Annotated in this window: 18 protein-coding genes; 9 read left to right on the forward strand and 9 right to left on the reverse strand. The window is 64.5% G+C overall.

Annotation, left to right across the window (positions count from 1 at the left end; translation table 11 throughout):
* The first annotated feature begins 7 nt into the window (after positions 1-7).
* The 3 genes from catA to A2J02_RS23555 all read left to right on the forward strand — a co-directional run bounded on the left by catA (position 8) and on the right by A2J02_RS23555 (position 2,779).
* The gene (catA, locus tag A2J02_RS23545) at positions 8-874 is read left to right on the forward strand and encodes a catechol 1,2-dioxygenase (RefSeq protein ID WP_068054380.1); all 867 of its coding nucleotides are present in this window, start codon (positions 8-10) and stop codon (positions 872-874) included.
* Between the two features lie 5 nt (positions 875-879).
* Positions 880-1,164, forward strand: a complete 285-nt coding sequence (gene catC / locus A2J02_RS23550) for a muconolactone Delta-isomerase (RefSeq protein WP_068054383.1) — start codon at positions 880-882, stop codon at positions 1,162-1,164.
* Positions 1,165-1,276: 112 nt separating this feature from the next.
* Complete coding sequence (locus A2J02_RS23555; protein WP_068054386.1) at positions 1,277-2,779, forward strand: amidase; 1,503 nt, start codon at positions 1,277-1,279, stop codon at positions 2,777-2,779.
* Here the strand turns inward: A2J02_RS23555 and A2J02_RS23560 are convergent.
* Positions 2,758-3,810 (reverse strand): NAD(P)H-binding protein, encoded by a 1,053-nt coding sequence (locus tag A2J02_RS23560; protein WP_068054389.1) that lies wholly within the window; start codon positions 3,808-3,810, stop codon positions 2,758-2,760. The genes A2J02_RS23555 and A2J02_RS23560 overlap by 22 nt on opposite strands.
* A gap of 87 nt (positions 3,811-3,897) precedes the next feature.
* Between A2J02_RS23560 and A2J02_RS23565 the strand changes: the two genes are divergently transcribed.
* Positions 3,898-4,698, forward strand: coding sequence for an alpha/beta fold hydrolase (locus A2J02_RS23565; protein ID WP_197478119.1), 801 nt, complete (start codon positions 3,898-3,900; stop codon positions 4,696-4,698).
* Positions 4,698-5,843 (forward strand): PP2C family protein-serine/threonine phosphatase, encoded by a 1,146-nt coding sequence (locus tag A2J02_RS23570; protein WP_068054393.1) that lies wholly within the window; start codon positions 4,698-4,700, stop codon positions 5,841-5,843. The genes A2J02_RS23565 and A2J02_RS23570 overlap by 1 nt, the downstream gene beginning before the upstream one ends.
* Here A2J02_RS23570 and A2J02_RS23575 read toward each other — a convergent pair.
* From A2J02_RS23575 to A2J02_RS23595, 5 genes are all read right to left on the reverse strand, one after another.
* The gene (locus A2J02_RS23575) at positions 5,820-6,179 is read right to left on the reverse strand and encodes an STAS domain-containing protein (RefSeq protein WP_068054398.1); all 360 of its coding nucleotides are present in this window, start codon (positions 6,177-6,179) and stop codon (positions 5,820-5,822) included. The genes A2J02_RS23570 and A2J02_RS23575 overlap by 24 nt on opposite strands.
* A 69-nt stretch (positions 6,180-6,248) precedes the next feature.
* A complete protein-coding gene (locus tag A2J02_RS23580) occupies positions 6,249-7,580 on the reverse strand; it encodes an MCE family protein (protein ID WP_068054401.1) in 1,332 nt (443 codons plus the stop codon).
* 131 nt (positions 7,581-7,711) lie between these two features.
* A complete protein-coding gene (locus A2J02_RS23585) occupies positions 7,712-8,167 on the reverse strand; it encodes a hypothetical protein (RefSeq protein WP_068054403.1) in 456 nt (151 codons plus the stop codon).
* A gap of 60 nt (positions 8,168-8,227) precedes the next feature.
* Positions 8,228-9,469 carry a DUF6745 domain-containing protein gene (locus A2J02_RS23590; protein ID WP_068054406.1) on the reverse strand — a complete coding sequence of 414 codons (1,242 nt, stop codon included), beginning with the start codon at positions 9,467-9,469 and terminating at the stop codon, positions 8,228-8,230.
* A 156-nt stretch (positions 9,470-9,625) separates the two neighbouring features.
* A complete protein-coding gene (locus A2J02_RS23595; RefSeq protein WP_094638970.1) occupies positions 9,626-10,609 on the reverse strand; it encodes a sugar-binding transcriptional regulator in 984 nt (327 codons plus the stop codon).
* A 122-nt stretch (positions 10,610-10,731) separates the two neighbouring features.
* Between A2J02_RS23595 and A2J02_RS23600 the strand changes: the two genes are divergently transcribed.
* Genes A2J02_RS23600 through A2J02_RS23610 form a run of 3 tightly spaced genes read left to right on the forward strand, consistent with a single transcriptional unit; the run spans position 10,732 to position 14,803 of the window.
* Positions 10,732-11,586, forward strand: a complete 855-nt coding sequence (locus A2J02_RS23600) for an MIP/aquaporin family protein (protein WP_032379865.1) — start codon at positions 10,732-10,734, stop codon at positions 11,584-11,586.
* Positions 11,583-13,100, forward strand: a complete 1,518-nt coding sequence (gene glpK / locus A2J02_RS23605) for a glycerol kinase GlpK (RefSeq protein ID WP_068054412.1) — start codon at positions 11,583-11,585, stop codon at positions 13,098-13,100. Before A2J02_RS23600 ends, glpK begins: the two co-directional genes overlap by 4 nt.
* On the forward strand, positions 13,097-14,803 hold the full coding sequence (locus A2J02_RS23610) for a glycerol-3-phosphate dehydrogenase/oxidase (protein ID WP_068054415.1): 1,707 nt from the start codon (positions 13,097-13,099) through the stop codon (positions 14,801-14,803). Before glpK ends, A2J02_RS23610 begins: the two co-directional genes overlap by 4 nt.
* Before the next feature lie 60 nt (positions 14,804-14,863).
* On the opposite strand, the gene glgX is transcribed toward A2J02_RS23610, so the two are convergent.
* A complete protein-coding gene (glgX, locus tag A2J02_RS23615) occupies positions 14,864-16,906 on the reverse strand; it encodes a glycogen debranching protein GlgX (RefSeq protein ID WP_068054418.1) in 2,043 nt (680 codons plus the stop codon).
* 122 nt (positions 16,907-17,028) lie between these two features.
* Between glgX and A2J02_RS23620 the strand changes: the two genes are divergently transcribed.
* On the forward strand, positions 17,029-19,410 hold the full coding sequence (locus tag A2J02_RS23620) for a response regulator (RefSeq protein ID WP_068054421.1): 2,382 nt from the start codon (positions 17,029-17,031) through the stop codon (positions 19,408-19,410).
* Here A2J02_RS23620 and A2J02_RS23625 read toward each other — a convergent pair.
* Both A2J02_RS23625 and A2J02_RS23630 read right to left on the reverse strand, forming a co-directional pair.
* Positions 19,404-19,790 (reverse strand): DUF5313 family protein, encoded by a 387-nt coding sequence (locus A2J02_RS23625; protein ID WP_068054424.1) that lies wholly within the window; start codon positions 19,788-19,790, stop codon positions 19,404-19,406. The genes A2J02_RS23620 and A2J02_RS23625 overlap by 7 nt on opposite strands.
* Positions 19,787-20,232, reverse strand: a 446-nt coding sequence (locus tag A2J02_RS23630; RefSeq protein WP_068054427.1) for a MarR family winged helix-turn-helix transcriptional regulator, incomplete at its 5' end; no start/stop codon positions are given. The genes A2J02_RS23630 and A2J02_RS23625, both read right to left, overlap by 4 nt.

Genomic DNA, 20,232 nt, shown 5'->3' on the forward strand with positions numbered 1-20,232 from the left:
TTTCACCATGAGTATCGACCACGCAGCATCGACAGATCTGTCCGCGGAGGTGGCCACCGCCGCCGCGTCCGGCGCGAACGCCACCCAGCGCTTCACCTCCGACAAGCAAGCCGCTGCCGACACCCCACCCGAGCGCGTGAGTCTGCTTGCTCGCCAGGTCATTTCGGCGATCCACGACACCGTCCGCGAACACAAGGTCACGTACGACGAGTACAACGCCCTCAAGGCATGGCTGATCAACGTCGGGCAGACCGGAGAGTGGCCGCTCTTCCTCGACGTATGGGTGGAACACGTCGTCGAGGAGGTGGCCGGAGAGTCCCGCGAGGGCAGCAAGGGCACCATCGAGGGCCCCTACTACGTTCCCGATGCACCCGAACTCGGTTCCGCGGCGATCCTGCCCACCCGCGACGGCGAAAAAGGCACCCCGCTGCTGTTCAAGGGGCAGGTGCGCGGCGTCGACGGTGCCGCGCTGCCCCATGCAGTCATCGAGATCTGGCATGCCGACGCCGACGGCTTCTATTCGCAGTTCGCACCCGGCATCCCGGAGTGGAACCTGCGCGGCACGGTCACTGCAGATGATCAGGGACAGTTCTGGATTCACACGATGAAGCCGGCGCCGTACCAGATTCCGACCGACGGAGCGTGTGGAAACCTGATCTCCGCTGCCGGTTGGCATCCGTGGCGTCCCGCGCACCTGCACCTCAAGGTCGCCGCAGCAGGTCATCAGCAGATCACCACCCAGCTCTATTTCCCCGGTGACGCCCACAACGACGACGACGTCGCGAGTGCGGTCAAGCCCGAGCTCATTCTCGACCCGCACGACGTCGACGGCGGACAGGAAGTCACCTACGACTTCGTTCTCGACAAGGCCTGAGCGACATGCTGTTTGCAGTGAAGATGGACGTCGCGCTCCCGCAGGATCTCGATGCGGACGTGCGAACCGACACTCTCGCCCGAGAGAAGGCGTACTCGCAGCAGTTGCAGCGCGACGGCGAATGGGTCAACATCTGGCGGCTCGTGGGCCAGTACTCGAATCTGAGCATCTTCGATGTGCGGGACAACGAGCGACTCCACGAGATTCTGTGGAATCTGCCGCTGTTTCCGTACATGAGCATCGACGTGACTCCGCTCGCCGCGCACCCTTCGGACATCGCCGCGGGGTGAAATCAACCTCCCGCCTCGTCGAACTCGCAGTTGTGCACGATATTGGACCGAAATCCCTGCACAACTGCGAGTTCGGCACTCCGGCGACGGTCTCGGGACCTAGGCTGACGCCATGCGTATCGACGAGTATCGCGAGTACGACGGCCTCGGCCTGGCAAAACTGGTAGCCGACGGTGAGGTGACGCCGCGCGAGTTGCTCGATTGTGCTCTGGCACAGACCACATCGATCGACCCGTCGCTCAATTCGATCGTGCGCCTCATGTCGGAGCAGGCGGACGAGCAACTGACGGGAACGCTCGACGGGCCGTTCGCCGGTGTGCCGTTTCTGATCAAGGATCTCTCGCAGGACTACGCCGGGGTGCCCACCGCGAGCGGATCCCGCTCGTTGACGAATCTGCCGATGCCCGAGCACGCAACGGTGGTGCAGCGCTGGCTCGACGCAGGCCTGGTCATCTTCGGCAAAACCAACACCCCGGAGTTCGGTGCCAAGGGAATCACCGAGCCGACCGTGTTCGGCCCGGCTCGAAACCCATGGGACCCCAGCAGAAGTCCCGGTGGCTCGTCGGGCGGATCTGCCGCAGCGGTCGCGGCCGGGATCGTCCCGGTGGCAGGGGCCAGCGACGGTGGCGGTTCGATTCGCATTCCGTCGTCGTGCTGCGGGCTCGTCGGCCTCAAGCCCGGCCGCGGGCTGGTGCCGTCGGGACCGACGTTCGGTGAGGCGATGCACGGAGCGGCAGTGCAGGGCGTCGTGTCGAGATCGGTACGCGACACCGCCGCGATGCTCGACGTGTTGGCCGGTGGCGAGGCGACATCCGGTTACTCGCCCGCCCGGCCGGACGGGAGCTTCTTGTCACGGACGGAGCAGGACCCCACGGCCTTGAAAATCGGCATGTACGCGACGACGTCGGTGAATCCGAGTCCGGATCCGCAGGCCGTCGCTGCGATGGAGTCTGCCGCCAAGACACTGACCGAACTCGGCCACACCGTCGAACTTCTCGACGCCCCGCCGTACGACGATGCCCGCCTCAATCGCGAGTTCCTGCTGGCCTGGTTCACCTACCTGGCCTACGAGATGGACGAGGTCAAGCGTCGAACCGGTTGCGGTGACGACTCTTTCGAGCGGGACACCCGGATCATGGCGGCGCTGGGAAGATCCGCCAGTGGCGTCGACTACCTCCAGGCGGTGGAAGGTCGCCACGTGCACGTGCGGGCTCTGGCCACGTACTTCGAGACCTACGATCTGCTGCTGACCCCGACGATTGCCGAGCTACCGCCCAAGATCGGTGCCTTCGATCTCGCGAAGCCACTGGAAATGGCGTCGGACTTGTTGTTGCGCAGTGGAACCGCCGGTCTGCTTCGGCACACCGGCATCGTCGACCAGATGATCGACGACAACATCTCGTGGATTCCGTACACCCAACTCGCCAACGTCACCGGCCGCCCGGCGCTGTCGCTTCCGCTGCACTGGACGCCGAGCGGACTCCCGATGGGCGCGCACTTCACCGCTCCGCTGGGCGGCGAAGCATTGCTCGTCCAACTGGCCGGACAGTTGGAACGAGCCGTGCCGTGCGCCCACCACTACGCCGATATCGGTCAGCGGGTAGCCCCCAACTGAGCCTTTCCGAGGATGCCCGACGGCCGTTGCCGCACCTGGCCGTCGACGATGTCGACGACCCCTCCTGCCCACTCGGGATCGGTGTCGGCGGCAGCCTGGGGATCGGCGTGGGCATCGGTGCCCTCCTCGGCGGTCACGGTGATCGAACGCTGCAGTGCCTCCTCGACGCTCATCAGCGAGGTACCGGGCTCGGCGAACACCTCCGTTGCCGCGTTCCCGCGGCGTACCACCATGTCGTGGGTGAGGCTGTCGACCAGCGAGATCACCGTGCCGGGAGGCATGCCGGTGATGATGGCGACGGCGCGCCCCACCAATCCCGTCGGCAACAGCGGCACCGGAATCTGTACGCGACGCAGACCGGCAACGCTGCCGTACGCCTGCAGCAGCTCCGGGTAGCTCATCGTTTCGGTTCCGCCGATGTCGAACGTTCCCGGGCGTGCGGTGTCGCCGAGGGCGCGGGCGATGATGGCAACCACGTCGACCACGGCGATGGGCTGCACCTGCCTGCGCATCCACGTCGGAATCGGCGTCAGCGGTAGACGCTCGGTCATCCGACGCACCAACTCGAACGACGTCGATCCGGAACCCAGGATGATCGCCGCGCGCAGCACGGTGGCATCGACCGAACTGTCGAGGAACACCTCCTCGACCTGCAGGCGAGAGCGCAGATGATCCGACAACGGGGTGCCGTCGTCGGGGATGAGGCCGGATAGGTAGACGATCCGGCGCAGGCCGTTGCGCTCGGCGGCGGCGGCCATGGACTGCGCGGCGTGGCGATCCTTCTCGACGAAGTCGCCCTCGTCCATCGAGTGCACCAGGTAGACGACGGCGTCGACATTCTCGGTCGCGGTGTCGAAGGTCTCGTGATCGTCGAGGTCGAAGTGCACCGCGGTGACGTGCGCGCCCCAGGCGAAACGAGATTTCTTGCTCGGATCGCGCATGGCCGCGTGCACCTCGTGGCCCTGCTCGAGAAGGACCGGGATCAGCCGGGATCCGATGTATCCGGTTGCACCGGTGACCAGTACTCGCATGAGATTTCTCGTTTCTGTAGGTACAGGCCATACCCGGTCGGGGCAGTCTCACTCCCCGCTGTCGTAGCCAGGTGACAGACTGTGCGGGTGAGTGCGCGCATCAGGAACAACGTCAAGGTCGTGGGGGCTGCCGACGGTCCCGTGGTGATGTTGGCTCACGGCTTCGGATGTGACCAGACGCTGTGGCGCTCGGTGACCGACATCCTGGCCCCGAATTTCTCGGTCGTGCTCTTCGATCACGTCGGATCAGGAGCGTCGGACCCGGCGGCCTGGGATGCCGACAAGTACGCGCCGCTGGAGGCCTACGCCGACGACATCATCGACATCGCCGAGGAACTCGACCTCCGTGACGTCACGTTCGTCGGGCATTCGGTGGCGTCGATGATGGGCGTTCTCGCGGTCCAGGCGGCACCCGAGCGATTCTCCAAGCTCTTTCTCCTGACGCCGTCTCCGCGATACATCGACGACGGTGACTATCGCGGGGGTTTCAGCCGCGAGGACATCGACGAGCTGCTCGAGTCGTTGGACAGCAACTATCTGGGCTGGTCCGCTTCGATGGCACCGATCGTGGTCAATGCGCCGGATCGGCCGGATCTCGAGAACATGTGGTCCGCGAGCTTCTGCCGAACCGATCCCGAGTGCGCGCGGGTGTTCGCCCGCACCACCTTTCTGTCCGACAATCGCGCCGATCTGGCCGGGGTGACCCTGCCCACGATGATCGTCGACTGCGCACGGGATTCGTTGGCTCCGCCTCAGGTCGGCAGATACGTGCACGAACACATCGCCGGCAGCACTCTGAAGACGCTCGACGCCAGCGGGCACTGCCCGCACGTCACTCAACCCGAACAAACCGCCGAGGCGATTGCGGCCTTCGTGAGACCGGCGTAATGCACGAGCTGGACATCGAGGACCTGTACGAGAACGCGCCGTGCGGTTACCTGTCGGTCTATCCCGACATGCGGATCGCGAGGCTGAACGCGACGCTGGCGGGTTGGCTCGGCTTCGAGGTCGACGCCCTGATCGGGACCGACTTCACCCAACTTCTCACCGCCGGTGGCCGCATCCACTACGAGACCCATTTCGGTCCGATTCTGCGGATGTACGGTCAGCTCGACGGCATCGCGCTCGATTTCGTGACGTCCGATCGACGTCGGCTGCCGGTGTTCATGACCGCGAACGTCAAGACCGACGAGTCGGACACGCCGGTGCTCATTCGCATCACCGCGCTCGACGCCAGGGACCGTCGCACCTACGAACGCGAGTTGCTCGAGTCCCGGACGCGAGCAGAGCTGCTGGCCAAGACACTGCAGCGGTCGCTGCTGCCGCCTGCCCTGCTGCCGCCGTCGGGAATGACCGCTGCCGCGCACTATCACGCGGCATCGAGCGACGAGGTGGGTGGAGATTTCTACGATCTGTTCCCGCTGTCGGACGATCGCTGGGGATTCTTTCTCGGCGACGTGTGTGGCAAGGGTGCGTCGGCTGCAGCCGTGACGTCGTTGACGCGGTACACCCTGCGCGCTGCCGCGGTGTACGACCACGACCCGGTCGCTGTACTGCACAATCTGGATTCGGTTCTGCGACAGGAATTCCGCGAGAACAACGCGCAGTTCTGCACGGCGGTGTTCGGGGTGCTCAGTCGTTCGGCCGATGGATTCGAGGTGTGCATGGCCAGTGGCGGTCATCCGCCGCCACTGGTGATGCGTGCCGACGGCAGCGCGCACTACGTCCACATGACGGGCGGGCAACTCGTCGGAATTCTGCGTCATGCGCGCTTCGTGCCTGCCACCGTGACGTTGAGCGCGGGCGACACCCTGATGCTCTACACCGACGGCCTCACCGAGGCCAAGGTGGGCACGGGTCGATACGACGACGAGGGCGCGCTGTTGGAATTCGCGACTGCCCACGCCCCGGCGTCGCCTGCAGTCATCGTCGAGGACCTACGGGTACTGCTGAACAGCTTCGGCGACGGCTTGGCCGACGACGCAGCAGTGATGGCGCTGGGAGTGGCGTCAGTCGAGAGCGGCGAGAGCTGACGCGAGATCGGCGTGCAGCGCGAATTCCTGATCGAGACCCATCAGTTTGATCGGGCGGCTGGTGGTCGGCCCATCGGCGACGACCGAGAAGGCAACGGTGTCTCCGTGGTCCTTCTGCGTCGACGCCAGCACGGTCATGGCAGCCGAGGCCAGAAACGAGACCTTGCTCAGATCGACGATCAGGGCAGCCGGTGTGGTCGAAATCTGTGCTTCGATCGCGGACGACAGCGCGGGGGCCGTGGTGACGTCGAGTTCACCGGCGACCGCGATGACGGCTGCGCGCCCGTCGTTGCTGGACTGGATGGAAAATCCGGCGGTGTTCGTATCGGCTGGCATGTGTGTACTCCTGAATCGTTACCCGACGCGCTCGTCGACGGGGTCTGCGGTCCATTCAATCAGTAGGTCCTACCTGAACGTGACCTGCGTTCCTCTGAGTGCGGGAGCGCCGACCGTCGTGGTCCAGGACGGCACGGCGTCGGGCTCGATTCCAGTGGCCCCGCCGTAGACGACGGCCAAGGTCTGTTGCTCGGTGACCGAGTTCGCGTACGAAGCCGGTACGGGGGAGAGCTGCGGAGCCGGAAGTGACGGAAGGTCCTGCTGCCCGGGGTTTCTCGACGGCACCTGGTACGAGCCGTCGTTGGGGGAGCCGCCCGGGTACTGCGGGAAGTATTCGCCCGCCGAACGGTCGAGGGGGCTGGGGCAGCTCGGGGGACGGTTCTGCTCGAACAGTCGCGGTTCGTCCTGGTTCGGCAGGTACCGCCCCTTCGGGTTGACGAAAGGCATCGAGACGTTGATGCCGGGATACTCGTCGCCGACGCCGGTGACGATTCGGCCGCGTCTGGCACCCTCGGCGAATTGGGCGACGGTGCAGCCGACAGCCGGGGAGAACTCGGCGAACACCTCGAGCGCCTCGCGTGAGTTCGCGGCCAGTCCGATGATGTCGGCGGAGTTGGCGTCGAGGAAGTCAGCAGTCGTGCCCGAGGCCGACGTGACCGAGGAGTACAACGTTTCGAGTGCCGGGCGCTTCTCGACGACGGTGTTGCCGGTGGTCCGCAGGTTGTCGAGCGCGTTGATCAGTGCGGGTGCCGCGTCGGCGTAGGTCTGCGAGAAGTCGGCCAGTCCGCGCAGGTCCTCCTGAATGGCCGGAAGCTCGGTGTTGAGCCCGGCAAATATGTTCTCGAGTCGGTCGATCGTGAGGCCGAGTTCCTCGCCGCGACCGCTCAGACCCTGCGCCAGCGCACCGAGGGTGTTCGAGAGGTCCTCCGGCGGCACGGCCTGGAGCAGCGGCAACAGGCCGTCGAGAACCTGTCCGACCTCGATGGCGTTGCCGCTGCGATCCTGCTTCAACACCGTGCCCTCGGTGATCGGCGACCCGGGCCTGCCGTCCGGCAACTCCAACGCGACGTATCGCTCGCCGAACAGTGTCTTCGGCAGCAGTCGCGCGGTGGCGTTCGACGGAATCATCTCGGCCATGTCCGGTTCGATGGCCAACTCCGAGGTCACGACGCCACCGGACGTCGTCGCCGATCGCACTTCGCCGACGATCATGCCGCGAACCTTGACGTCTGCGTTGCGGGGAAGTGCGTTACCGACGGAATCGGTCTCGAGGGAGACCGTCACGACGTCCTTGAACGTCTTGTTGTACGAGGTGACGCTCCACCCGACGAACATGACGATGAGTACGACGAGACCGATTCCGAGGAGTCGGTTCTGGACCGGTGAGGGGGAGCCGGTCATGGATGAGTCGCAACGACGACAGCAGTCATGTCGCGAACCTTAGTGGTACACAACGTCACACTTACTACCGAAAATTGCTTTGTGAGATGGACCTAGCACTTCGGTAACAATGTGATGTGAGCCACTGGTTCTCAGTCGGCGATCAACTGAGGCGCATGGAACCAGCCGCCCTGTCCGCCTTCACGCTGACGGCCGATGACATATCGACCCGGAGCGATTCCGGTGGCTCCGTGTTCGGGGTGAATGAGGTACGCCGTCTGCGAGTTGGCCAGAATTCCCAGGGCGAGACCTCGGACGTCGTGGACGGGACTGAGCCACGTGCAGATGCCGCCGTCGGCGACCAGGCTGTGCGGGTTGCCGCCCGCAGCGCTGCGCAACAATTCGATTCCCGTCAAGGGCACATCCTCGCGACGGGTCTGCTCGGTGGGGACGACTATGCCGTCGAGCAGTACGTACGGTACGACGATCAGATCGCCCTGGGCTTGCAGGCCGTCGATGACGGGCACGGAGATCTCCTTGTCGAGATAGTCGAATACGTCGAGGCCGGTGAGGTCGGTCAGTGCGGACAGCGTGATGTTCGAGTTCATGTTTTGTCACCTTGGGTGTGTTGTAAGGGTGTGTGGTCGGGGTGTGGTGTCAGGTTGGGGTCAGGTTCTGCGGAGTAGTCGGCCGTAATCGGCTCCGGCCAGACCGTAGGTCCAGCCCGCGGCATCGACCGCGGACGAGAACGCGCCGGGGACGCGAAGCCCGTAGCGTCGGCGCTCCCCGTCTCGTTCTCGAGAACCGTTGACGGCAAGCAGTATTCGACCCTCGTCGCCCCATCCAGCGGGCGTGGCGAACAGTTGCAGGGTGCAGCCGGGGTTACCCGGGTCGTCGTCGGTGTCGACCAGTCGTAAACCGGCCTGGTCCAGATAGGAATCCCAGCCGATCCGTTCGATGGCGCTTCGCCGGATCTCGACGTTGCGTTCGACGGTGATGCGTTCGACCGTCGGATCATGGATCACCCAAGCGGGAATCACTGTCCCGTTCAGGACATGGACACCGCTGCCGTCGCCGAACTCGACCGCGGGGGAGGTCGAATGATGCAGTCGCACTTCGCCGTGCACCGGATCGGGAATCGGTTCGGTGTGCAGAGCCGTCGGCCGTTCGGACATCACTGCGATGTCGTCGAACGCCCACCACCATCCCGTCGACTCGATGAGGGCGGATTGAATGTCGAGAAGCTCGTTGTCCTCGCGCCCGAACGTCATGAGGCCGAAAGAGCGATAGATGTCGTAGTAGGCGACGCGATGGGCTTCTTGTTGTCCGTACCAGCTGACGGTGCCGAAGGGGTGCGGAGCGAGGGTTCGGACAGCCGTGGCCACTCCATCGAAGAGGCTGGTGTGCAGAGACTTTCGCACGGTTCGGCGAATGATCGGATCGGGACTGATGCCGGCGCGGGCCGCGTCTGTCGGTGAGCGGCGTGCGACATCGATACGCGCCTGCAGATCACGCTGTGCATTGTTGTCGGAGTAGTAGTACTGCTGTGGCCATTCGATCTGTCGTCGATCGATTCGCTGGTCCATTCGTCGGCGTGAACTCGACAGCAGTGATGCGATGAGGGAGCCTGCACCTGCGCTGTCCGCTATCGGTCGAGATGTCATGAATTCGGCGGCGGCTGCAGGAGATGCCACCCACACGAATTTGGGCTCAGGACGCCCCGATCTTCGATACAGCTGTGCCACAGCCGATTCCGCGGCTGTTCTGTCGGAGGGGCCGGCCTTCAGGCCGTAGGCGAGCCATCGATCGCGCTGCGCGCAGATTGCGCGAATGCTCTCGGCATAATCTTCGGGATTGTCACTGAATGTGCCGCGACGGGGAAATGTCGACGGCATCGGCACGGCGCTCACGTGAGGGAGGCGGTGTCCGCCTTTCCGGTTGTCATGAAGAAAAGAGTGACACGAGAATGGGATGAGCGCAAGGCACACGTGCACGAAACTTCGTAGCAGGGGTCGAGGTGTCTTTTGGTCGTTCCTGCAGGCTCCACTCCTACCCGCTCACGTGGGTCAGCCGCGCGAGCGGAGAATCAACTGGGCCGCGCTGATGTCGTCGATGACGAGGTCGGTGATCAATCCGCCGCGCAGCGCGGCGGTGAGTGCATCGAGTTTGGACGCCCCGGCGACGATGCAGACTCGGCGCGGCACCACCTTGAGTCGGTCCAGGCTCGGTCCACTCGATCTGTCGTTCAACGCAATTCGATCGTGGCTGCCGTCGGAGCGCAGGAACACGGTGGCAATGTCTCCGACGACGCCGTCGCGCTGTAGCTCGGCTCGATCCTCGCGCTCGAGATAGCCGGCGCTGTAGACGTGACTAGGAACAGCACTGCTCATGACGCCGATGCTGAACACGGCGAGGTTCATCCGGTCCTGCAGTTCCAGTACTCGCTTGATGCTCCGCTCGCGCCACAGGTGTCGGCGGGTTTCGGGGTAGTCGAAGAATGCGGGAACCGGAAAGCCCTGCGCCACAGCGCCGTAGGCGTCGGCGAAAGTTCGGACGATGTCGGTGGCGTAGGAGACCCCGGTGGTGCGGGTGTTCGCTGCGCCGTTGAGCTGCACGACGGTCGAGTTGTGGGTTCGTTTGGGTGCGAGCTTGCGACTGACGGCGCTGACGGTGGTTCCCCACGCGACGCCCATCACCATGTCCGACTCGAAGAACGACGTCAGCAATCGGCCTGCGAAGGTGGCGACGCGGTCGAGGCGCTGCAATTCGTCGACGGTTTCCGACACGGGGACGACATGTGCACGAATGTCGTACAGATCGGCGAAAGCCCGCTCGATTCGTGGTGCCTGACCGAGAGGGGTGGAGATCTTGATTTCCACCAGTCCCGATGCCCGCGCGAACGTGATGAGCCGGGAGACCGTCGAACGAGATACGCCCAGCTCACGGCCGATCGCCGCCATCGTCATGTCCTGGAAGTAGTAGAGGCGCGCTGCCTGGGTGGCATGGCCGGTCCGCAGATCCGATTCGGGTGCGATGCGTTGGTCCGTCACCATCGCCAGTGTACGACCGCTTTGCACATATGTGCATCAGCTGTGCAACGCAGTGCAGGCCGTCTACCGTGGCAAACAGCACGCAATGTGGCGTGCATCACCAACTTTGCGGAGGCTACACAATGGCTCGTAAGGAACCGGAATGGGGACTACCGGCGCACATGGCTGCCGAGTTCGCCGGAACCATGATTCTCATTCTGTTCGGCGTCGGCGTCGTCGCGCAGGTCGTCTCGGGCGGTGAATCGGGAAGTCTCGGAGACCACGACTCGATCGCCTGGGCCTGGGGGCTCGGCGTGATGTTCGGCATCTACGTCGCGGGTCGGATCACCGGCGCGCACCTCAACCCCGCGGTCACGATCACGTTCGCACTCTTCCGCGGATTCAGCTGGAAGATGGTTGCGCCGTACATCCTCGCGCAGACCGCAGGTGCCTTCGTGGCCGCTCTGCTGGTGCGCTGGAACTACAACGACATGATCAACGCAGTGGACCCCGGGCACACCACCGCCACCCAGACGATCTTCTCGACGCTTCCCGGTAACGGAACTCTGCCGGTCAGCGTGTCCTCGGCGCTGATCGACCAGATCATCGGCACCGCGATCCTGCTGTTCCTCATTGTGGCCGTGACCGATTCGCTCGGCACCGCGCCGATGGCCAACATGGCACCGCTGATCGTCGGCCTCATCGTCGTCGCCATCGGTTTCGCGTGGGCCACCAACGCCGGCTACGCGATCAATCCGGCCCGAGATTTCGGACCTCGCCTGGCGTCGTACATCACCGGATACGGTGGAGCCTGGCGAGATCAATACGGCGGCCTGTACTTCTGGGTCCCGATCGTCGGACCTCTCGTAGGCGGACCGATAGGAGTGTTCCTGTACGACCTGCTCATCGGAAAGAACCTACGCAAACAAGAAGGTTCGACGCCCGAGCCGCCATCACGACTCCCAGCAGACACCCAGACCACAGGAGAGAAGCCATGACCGAGTTCGCAGGAAAGTACGTCGCCGCGATCGATCAGGGAACCACGTCTTCACGCTGCATGATCTTCGATCACGCGGGCACCGTCGTCGCGGTCGATCAGAAGGAACACCAGCAGATCTTTCCGCAGGCCGGTTGGGTCGAGCACGACGCGTCGGAGATCTGGGACAACGTGCGCGCCGTCGCGGCCGGTGCCATGGCCGCAGCGGATCTGACGCGCGAGGACATCGCCGCCGTGGGTATCACCAACCAGCGCGAGACGGCGCTGGTGTGGGATCGCGCGACGGGCAAGCCGATCTACAACGCCATCGTCTGGCAGGACACCCGTACCGATCGCATCGCCACCGCGCTGGGCGGCGGCGACGCCAACAAGTACACCGCCAAGACCGGTCTGCCCCTGGCCACCTACTTCTCCGGCCCCAAGATCAAGTGGATCCTCGACAACGTCGACGGTGCACGGGCGAAAGCCGAAGCGGGAGAACTGTGTTTCGGAAACATGGACACCTGGGTGCTGTGGAACATGACGGGCGGTGTCGACGGCGGGTTGCATTACACCGATCCGACCAACGCCTCACGCACCCTGCTGATGGATCTCGACTCCCTGCAGTGGGACGAGAACATCTGTGCAGACATGGGCATTCCGATGTCGATGCTGCCCGAGATCCGCTCGAGCTCCGAGGTGTACGGAACCGGCCGTGAGCGCGGACCGTTCAGTGGAGTGCCGATCGCCGGAATCCTCGGCGATCAGCAGGCAGCGACCTTCGGGCAGGCCTGCCTGTCTCCCGGTGAAGCCAAGAACACCTACGGCACAGGCAATTTCGTGCTTCTCAACACCGGTACCGAAAAGGTGATGAGCAAGAACGGTCTGCTGACCACGGTCTGCTACAAGATCGGCGACCAGCCGACGGTGTACGCGCTCGAAGGTTCCATCGCCGTGACGGGCTCGTTGGTGCAGTGGCTGCGCGACAACCTGGGCATGATCTCCTCGGCCGCGGACATCGAGACCGACGCACGGTCGGTGGACGACAACGGCGGTGCCTACTTCGTCCCCGCCTTCTCCGGTCTCTTCGCCCCGCACTGGCGATCGGACGCCCGCGGTGCCATCGTGGGATTGACGCGCTTCGTCAACAAGGGCCACCTGGCGCGCGCCGTTCTCGAAGCCACCGCGTATCAGACGCGTGAGGTGATCGAGGCCATGAACGCCGACTCCGGCGTCGATCTCGAGGTGCTCAAGGTCGACGGCGGCATGGTGGTCAACGAACTGCTGATGCAGTTCCAGTCCGACATCCTGAACGTGGATGTGGTCCGTCCCGTCGTGGCCGAAACCACTGCTCTCGGAGCGGCTTACGCCGCCGGACTGGCCGTAGGCTATTGGGAGAGCGAAGACGACATTCGCCAGAACTGGGCCGAGGACAAGACATGGACCCCGTCCATGGACGAAGACCAGCGGGCGAAGTTGTACGCCGGCTGGAAGAAGGCAGTAACACGAACTCTCGATTGGGTTGATGAAGAATGAGTTCCACCACAACGGCCATGAGTCCTCAGGCACGCGCAGATGCGCTGGCGAGGATGGAAGCCGAAGAGCTCGACATTCTGGTGATCGGCGGCGGCGTCGTCGGTGCCGGAACAGCACTGGACGCCGTGACCCGCGGATTGAAAGTGGGTCTGCTCGAAGCGCGTGACTACGCGGCCGGCACGTCCAGCCGCTCGAGCAAGCTCTTCCACGGCGGTCTGCGCTACCTCGAGCAGTTCAACTTCGCGTTGGTGTTCGAGGCGCTCAAGGAGCGTTCGCTGGTACTGAACAAGCTGTGCCCGCACCTCGCTCGCCCGGTACCGTTCATCTATCCGCTCGAGAAGGTGATCGACCGTCCGTACGTCGGGCTCGGCATCGGCGTGTACGACGTCATGGGTGCCGGACGCGGCGTCCCGAGTCACCACAAGCACCTCGGCAAGAAGAAGACGCTCGAGTCCTTCCCGTCGGGCAAGCGCTCGGCGATCCGCGGTGCGGTGAAGTTCTACGAGGGCCAGGTCGACGACGCTCGGCACACGATGATGCTCGCTCGTACCGCGGCCGCCTACGGCGCGTTGTGCGCCAACAGCACTCGCGTCACGGGCTTCCTTCGTGAGGACGACAAGGTCGTCGGCGTCGTGGCGAGCGACCTGGAAACGGGCCGTTCCTTCGAGGTGCGGGCCAAGCAGGTCATCAACGCCGCCGGTGTGTGGACCGACGAGGTGCAGCAGATGGTCGGTGGCCGTGGACAATTCCAGGTTCGCGCCTCCAAGGGGGTGCACCTGGTGGTGCCGCGTAACCGCATCAACAGTGCCACCGGCATCATCACGCGGACCGAGAAGAGTCTGCTGTTCGTCATTCCCTGGGGTAGTCATTGGATCATCGGGACCACCGATACCGACTGGAAGCTCGACCTGGCTCATCCGGCCGCGAGCCAGAGCGATATCGACTACATCCTGGGCCACGTGAACAAGTTGCTCGCCGATCCGTTGGACCGCACCGACGTCGTCGGCGTGTACGCCGGACTGCGCCCGTTGCTGTTCGGCGAATCCGATTCCACCAGCACCCTGTCCCGGGAACATGCGGTGTCCAGCCCGGTCCGCGGACTGACGGTCATCGCCGGTGGCAAGTACACCACCTATCGCGTGATGGCCAAGGACGCAGTCGATTCCGCGGTGCACGGGCTCGAACGCACGGTACCGAAGTGCGTCACCGAGGACATTCCGCTCGTCGGTGCCGACGGCTACCTCGGCGCGTTCAACTCCCGCGCTCTGACGGCCGAACGCACCGGTATGCGCGTCTCACGCGTCGAGCATCTGCTCGGTCGGTACGGCACTCTGATGGGTGAGCTGCTGGAGTTGATCGACGCCGATCCAGAGCTCGGAAAGCCTCTCGAGAGTGCGCCGGAGTACTTGAAGGCAGAGGTGGTCTATGCGGCCAGTCACGAAGGTGCGCAGCATCTCGACGACATTCTGACCCGTCGGACCCGAATCTCGATCGAGGTTCCCGATCGTGGTGAAGCGGCGGCCATCGAGGTGGCTCGTCTGGTTGCACCCATCCTCGGGTGGGACGATCAGCATGTTGCCGAGGAAATCGAGCACTACCGGCTCCGCGTTCTGGCAGAACGGGATTCGCAGGAGCAGCCCGACGACGACACCGCCGATGCAGCTCGACTCGGAGCACCGGACGTGCGCGCCGGGGTGAGCTGAAACGAACAATGGCGGCAGTCCTCGTGACGAGGACTGCCGCCATTGTCGGCTGTTGCGGGGTCAGCCCTGCAGCAACGTGAACGAGTGTTCGCGAATCAGAATCGACGGCCCGCCTGCCTCGTAGGCCTGATCGGGGTCGCTCGAGGTCGACTGGGTCCAATGTCCCTTCGGCAGAGTGAATTCCACGGTGCCGGGCGAGGCGTTGACCATCCACGCGAACGACGCATCGGATTCACCGGCACGCATGAGGACAAGAATGCTGTGAGCATTGCCGTCCGACCAGTCCTCGTCGGAGAGCTTCTCGCCGTCGGCGCGATAGAAGTCGACGGTGTCCGGTCCGACACCTTCCTCGTCGGAATCGCTGTCGTGGCGGAACCACGTGGGGCGCAAGGCCTGGTGTTCGTCGCGTAGAGCGATCAAGTGGGTGGTGAAGTCGATGAGGTCCTGATCGGCGGTGCTCCAGTCGAACCAGGAGACCTCGTTGTCCTGGCAGTAGGCATTGTTGTTGCCGTTCTGCGTCCGGCCGAGCTCGTCGCCGCCGAGGATCATCGGCACGCCGGCCGAGAGCAACAGCGTGGCAAGGTGATTGCGCTGCTGACGGGCCCGGAGTGCGTTGACGCCCTCGTCGTCGGTCGGGCCCTCGGCGCCGCAACCCCACGAACGGTTGTCGGACTCGCCGTCCTGACTGTCCTCGCCGTTCTCCTCGTTGTGCTTGTCGTCGTAGGAGTTCAAGTCGGCCAACGTGAAACCGTCGTGTGCGGTGATGAAGTTGACGCTGGCCAACGTGGGTCGACGAGTGCTCTCGTAGACGTCCGGACTGCCGGTGACGCGTTGCGCCAGGGCGGGTAGTGCGCCGCTCTCGCCGCGCCAGAAGTCACGGACGTCGTCGCGGAACTTGCCGTTCCACTCCGACCATCGGGCCGGGAAGCCGCCCACCTGGTAGCCCTGGGTATCCCACGGTTCGGCGATCAGTTTGACCGGCGCGAGCGTCGGATCTTGGTGTACCAGGCTCAGGAATGCGCTGTGCACGTTCAGGTCCGAGTCTTGACGCGTCAGCGTGCTGGCGAGGTCGAAGCGGAACCCGTCGACGTGCATCTCCGTCACCCAGTAGCGCAGCGAGTCCAGGATCAGTGCCAGGGCAGCGGGGTGGCCGACGTTGAGACTGTTGCCGGTGCCGGTGGTGTCGTAGTACGCGCTGCGGTCCTCGTCGACCAGACGGTAGTGCGAGCCGTTGTCGATTCCCTTGAGCGAGAGCGTCGGTCCGAGGTGATTTCCCTCGGCGGTGTGGTTGTAGACGACATCGAGAATGACCTCGATGCCGTTCTCGTGCATGGTCTTGACCAACGCCTTGAACTCGTCCACCTGGCCGCCGGTGTCGCCGCTGCTGCTGTACTCGTTGTGCGGTGCGAAGAAGCCGATGGAGTTGTAGCCCCAGTAGTTCCGCCGCCCCTCCTCGAGCAGATGCGAGTCCTGAACGAACTGGTGGATGGGCAGCAACTCCACCGCGGTGACGCCGATGCGCTTGAGATGTGCGATCGCGGCGGGGTGCGCCAGACCGGCGTAGGTGCCCCGAATATCCTCGGGTACATCGGGATTGGTGGCAGTGAAGCCCTTCACGTGTACCTCGTAGACGACCGTGCGATCGAGTGGTGTGCGCGGTGGCTCGTCGCCGGACCAATCGAAGTTCGACTCCACGGCAACGGAATACGGCATGTGCGGGGCCGAATCCTCGTCGTTGCGGGTCTCCGGCTCGGCGTGGAGGTGGCTGAACACCGATTCGTTCCAGTCGACCTGACCGGTGATGGCGGTGGCGTACGGGTCGAGGAGCAACTTCGCCGAGTTGTGCCGCAGCCCCGACGCGGGATCCCATGGACCGTCGACGCGCAGTCCGTAGCGTGCACCCGGCGTGACGTCGGGAACCAGATCGTGGAAGACGTGGCCGGTACGCAGCGTCAACGGTGTTGTACTGCGCTCTGTTCCGTCGTCGTTCAGCACGACCACGGACACCGAGTCCGCGGTTTCGGAGTAGACGGCAAGGTTGGCACCGTCGTTCGACAGACGAGAGACGCCCAAGGGGTACGGGAGACTTGATGAGAGGGGCATGCTCGCGGCAGTACCCCCGTGGGGGATCAGCGAAACGCCTGCATACCGGTCGTTCGGCTAGTATTGACGCCGAGATCGCGCCCTCCGGACTGGAGCGGAACGACAGTGCGAAGGACGAGGCGATGAATTCCCCACAACCCGATGGTAGTTCGGCCCAGCTGGACGAGCTGTTTTCGGGTGACAACGCCACCGACGCGCGATTCCGGGAACTGGACTGGACGGCGACCGATCTGGGGCCGGTGGAGAGTTGGCCGCAGGAGTTGGTGACCGCCGTCCGCACCGTCATGCCGTCGACGATCCCGATGTTGATCTGGTGGGGCCCTCATCTGGTGCAGATCTTCAACCACACGTACACGGATTTTCTCGGGGACAAGTTTCCGCAGGCCGCAGGTCAGCGGGCCAGCCAGTGTTGGTCCGAGATATGGGACGACGTCGGCGGTCTCTGCGCTCACGTGGTCGAGGACCGCAAGCCAGTGCACGGTGTTCGGCAGCTGTTCGTCATGAATCGGTTCGGCTACCCCGAGGAGACGTACTGGACCTTCTCGTACAGCCCGATCTTCGGGGCCGGACGGACGGTACTCGGCGTGTTCGTTGCCACGACCGAGGTCACGATGCAGGTACTCGGCGAACGCCGCATGCACGCGCTGCTCGCCCTGGGCTCACTGACGGGTGACGGCACCGAGGGGCCGGTAGGCATCTGTCGCGCCGCGGTCGAGACGCTGGGTGACGAGGCCCGCGAGTTTCCCCTCGTCGCGGCCTACCTGCGCCGCGACCTCGCCGAAGACGGGCAGCTCGATCACATCGCAACCTCGGGCGAACTCGGCTGCGACGACGCGACCTGGGACCTTGCCCACGTTCTCGACGTGTGCGACGGACGCGTTCCCTGCTCGACGGTCGAGATTGCCGGATCCGTCGCGCAGGCGGTCATCGTTCCGCTGACGCTCGCGGGACATGCTCAGCCCATCGGAGCCCTGTTGGTCGGAGTCGACGAATCTCGCGCCCGCGACGACTCCGTCGTGTCCTTCTCGATCGCGGTGGCCGAGCGGGTGTCCACGGCCCTGACCGCCTCGCATGCTTTCGAGATGGAGAGGCGACGCGTCGCGGCACTCGCCGAAGCCGACGAGGCGAAGACGCGGCTGCTCGAGAACGTCGGACACGAGTTCCGTACGCCGCTGACCTTGCTCGCGGGCCCGTTGGATTCGGTACGCGAGAGTGTCGACTCGACGCTCACCGACGTCGATCGTGAGTCCTTGGACGTCGTTCATCGCGCGTCGACTCGACTGCGTCGACTGGTCGACGATCTCCTGGACGTGGTCAGTGCCGATGCCGGTCAGCTGCGTCCCCGCCTCGAACCCACCGACCTCGGAGCGGTGACGCGTGACTGCACGTCGCTGTTCGAGGCGGTGGCGTCGGGCAAGGGTCTCGAGCTCGTGGTCGACGCAGACGACGATGTCGTCGTCCTCACCGACGGTGAGATGTGGACGAAGATCGTGTTCAACCTCGTCGCGAACGCCGTCAAATACACGCCGGTCGGCCGGATCTCCGTGCGCCTGCGGACCGAGAGCGACGTCGTCCGCCTGGTCGTTGCCGATACCGGCCTCGGGATCCCCGCAGACGACCTGCCGCTGATCTTCGATCGATTCCATCGAGTCGAACGATCGGGTGCCCACAGCATCGAAGGATCCGGTATCGGACTGGCGCTGGTATCGGACCTGCTCACCGTCTTGCGCGGTCGTATCGACGTCGAGAGCGAAGCGGGCCGTGGCAGTACCTTCACCGTCGTGGTTCCGCGCCTGCCCGCCGAGGCGGCTGCGCCCGTCGAACGGCCGGCCGCACCCGCCGATTCCGTGTCGGCGATCTTCGCTGCGAGCGACTCGACGACGGTGCCCACCGAGCGTGCGGACATTCTTCTCGTCGAGGACAACGTCGACATGCGTAACTACCTGGTGCGCCTGCTGACCGACGAGGGCTGGTCCGTCACCACCGCGGGCGACATCGAGACCGCACTCGGCAGCGCTCGATCGACGATGCCCGGCCTCGTGCTCTCCGACGTTCTGCTGCCCGGACGCAGCGGTCTGGAACTCGTGGACGAGATCCGCCGCGACGACGCCTTGCAGCGGGTGCCGGTGATCCTGCTGACCGCGCGAGCGGGAACCGACTTCGTGCTCGACGGTCTCGGGCGCGGGGCCGACGACTACATCGTCAAACCGTTCCACGACCGAGAGTTGGTGGCTCGAGTTCGAGTGCACCTCGAACTCTCGCGCGTGCGCGAACAACTGATTCGGGAAAGCGGCAACGAGGCCGCGACACTACGGACTGCGCTCGACACCCGCGGGTCCATCGGCCGAGCCGTCGGAATCCTGATGTCGGTGTACCGCATCGACGCAGACGCTGCCTTCAAGCAACTGACCGAGCTTTCGCAGAACACCAACCGTAAGACCCGCGACTTGGCGGCGATGATCGCCGACGACTTCACCGCCGGGCTCGGCCGAGAGCGTCAGTGATTGCGGCGATAGTTCTCTCGCTCGCGTTCCATCTCGGCCATCTTCTTCGGGCTCTTCAGATCGGCCGGTAGCCCGTGGATCTCGAGGCGTCGAGCGCGATTCTGATCCATGTAGGCGGCGGTGTAGAACAGCGCGAGCAGCAAACTGAGCAACACCATCGACGCGCGTAGCCAGATCGCTCCCGGAAACAGAACGAAGAACCCGATGAAGATCGGCAGGAACGGGATCATCGACCGCAGGATGTGACGCGGTGTCGCTCCTGGGCCGACGAGGTCGCGTCGAACCCAATCCTGCATGGAATCAGGGAGTTTGCGGCCGAGGACGGCGTAGCCCAGCCACTGACCGAAGCGCGGGCGGGTGCGGGTAGGACGAGTGTTCACGACAGTGCTCCTGCTGCGATGGCCGCGTCGTTCACGCGGGTGAGGACGCGTCGTAGTTCGTCGAGTTCGGCGAGTGACGCTCCGAGTTTCGAAACGACGGTGGGTGGAATTTTCTCGGCTTTCTTGCGAAGCGCGGCCCCGGCCGGGGTGAGCGCGACGAGTAGAACGCGCTCGTCCTCGGCACTTCGATTGCGGGTGAGCAACCCCATCGACTCCAGACGCTTGAGAAGCGGCGAGAGGGTGGGGGAGTCGAGTTGCAGGGCCGATCCGATGGCCTTGACCGACATCGGCGATTCGCCCCACAGCGCCAGCATCACCAGATACTGCGGATGCGTCAGTCCCATCGGCTCGAGCAGTGGCCGATACACCGACAGCACGGCGCGGTTGGCGACGGCGAGCGCGAAGCAGACCTGGCGGTCGAGCGCGAGTGGATCTTCGGTGG

The sequence above is a fragment of the Rhodococcus sp. EPR-147 genome (assembly GCF_001647185.1).
Classification (GTDB): Bacteria; Actinomycetota; Actinomycetes; order Mycobacteriales; family Mycobacteriaceae; genus Rhodococcoides.